We start from the raw sequence: 1,113 nt of genomic DNA, 5'->3' as shown, positions 1-1,113 counted from the left end.
CGGGTCGAGGCCCAGGGCACCTGCAGAAAGCCTGAAAAATGAAGCTATCACTCCGTCGCGTCCTGACTCTGTTCGCGGCAATACTGTTCGTCCTCGTAACGGGTATGACTGCGGCACATGCGGTCACAAACTTCGCTAACGCTCCTCAGGGAGCCCACTATGCGCGCGGAGCCGCCGAACCCGTCTGTACCCTTAACGGCCTCACCGTGACCTGTACCGGCACGCAAATCGCAGGCGTCGGGAACACGAACGCAACGGTAGAACTGACTGTCACCAGCACGTTCACGGGCGTGTGCCATAACCCGGGCACGAACAACAAGGTCGTCGATCCGTTCACGGAGTCCGAGACAACAACGACGTCGGCACAGCTCACTTCCACGAAGAACGGCCGGCTGATCGTCCCTGCCCAGAGCGCGACCGGAACGAGCTCGGAACAGTTCCTGGCCGATTTCAGCTGCCCGAACCCCAACTGGACACCCGAGGTCACTGGCACCGCCATCAGCTACGAGTACACGCTGACCTTCGCGGGATTCACCGAGCCGGCCATCCAGATCACGGGTTAGTTCGACCCTCTCATGAGGTAGAGCAGAACCCCTGCTCAGCGGCCACATAAGAATCCGCAGCATCTCCCCAAAACTGCAGACTCCACGGCCCCGGAGAACCGATTCTGTCGGCTCCGGGGCCCATTTTATGGTCGCTGAGCTGATAACCAACCCCACCTTCGGCGACTGAGATGATGCTGTGCCGCTACTGCTGTGAGTTGTGCAGTCTTGTTTTCACTTGTGTGATGCGGTTCGGGTGGCGCCCGTTGCGTGCTTGGTCACGGTATCTTTTCCACCAGGCAGCGAGTGAGCGCTCGGTTGGGTCCGCGGCCCCCAACTGAGGGGTTCGGCCGTGGCTGTTGACCCATGCCACGAACCTGTCTGTTGGTCCGTTGCAGGGCTGTTGCCAGTTCGGCACCCTGGAGTCCAGTTCTTGGATCCGGTCCGAGTGCCGTCCGTGGAGCGCGTGGGATCGGTAGCGGATCACCCATTGGGCCAGGATACGTTCTGTGGGATTGATGGCGTTCCGGCGCGGCGTCCTGCCGTGCTGTTCGACCCAGAAGACCAGCTC

General features: G+C 61.1%; 2 protein-coding genes. One reads left to right on the top strand and one right to left on the bottom strand.

The window, feature by feature from the left end; genetic code table 11:
• The first annotated feature begins 38 nt into the window (after nt 1-38).
• Nucleotides 39-563 (top strand): hypothetical protein, encoded by a 525-nt coding sequence (locus tag MU551_RS23195; protein ID WP_247048928.1) that lies wholly within the window; start codon nt 39-41, stop codon nt 561-563.
• A 184-nt stretch (nt 564-747) separates the two neighbouring features.
• Here the strand turns inward: MU551_RS23195 and MU551_RS23190 are convergent.
• Nucleotides 748-1,113 (bottom strand): hypothetical protein (locus MU551_RS23190; RefSeq protein WP_247048927.1); only part of this gene is annotated, 366 nt, incomplete at its 5' end.

Source organism: Arthrobacter rhizosphaerae (assembly GCF_023062595.1).
GTDB lineage: Bacteria > Actinomycetota > Actinomycetes > Actinomycetales > Micrococcaceae > Arthrobacter > Arthrobacter rhizosphaerae.
The sequence above is the reverse complement of the archived record's forward strand: the minus strand, read 5'-3'. Positions and strand labels throughout refer to the sequence as shown.

Coding starts and splice junctions, on each gene's coding strand:
- MU551_RS23195 (WP_247048928.1), top strand. CDS start 39: ATGAAGCTATCACTCCGTCGCGTCCTGACTCTGTTCGCGGCAATACTG.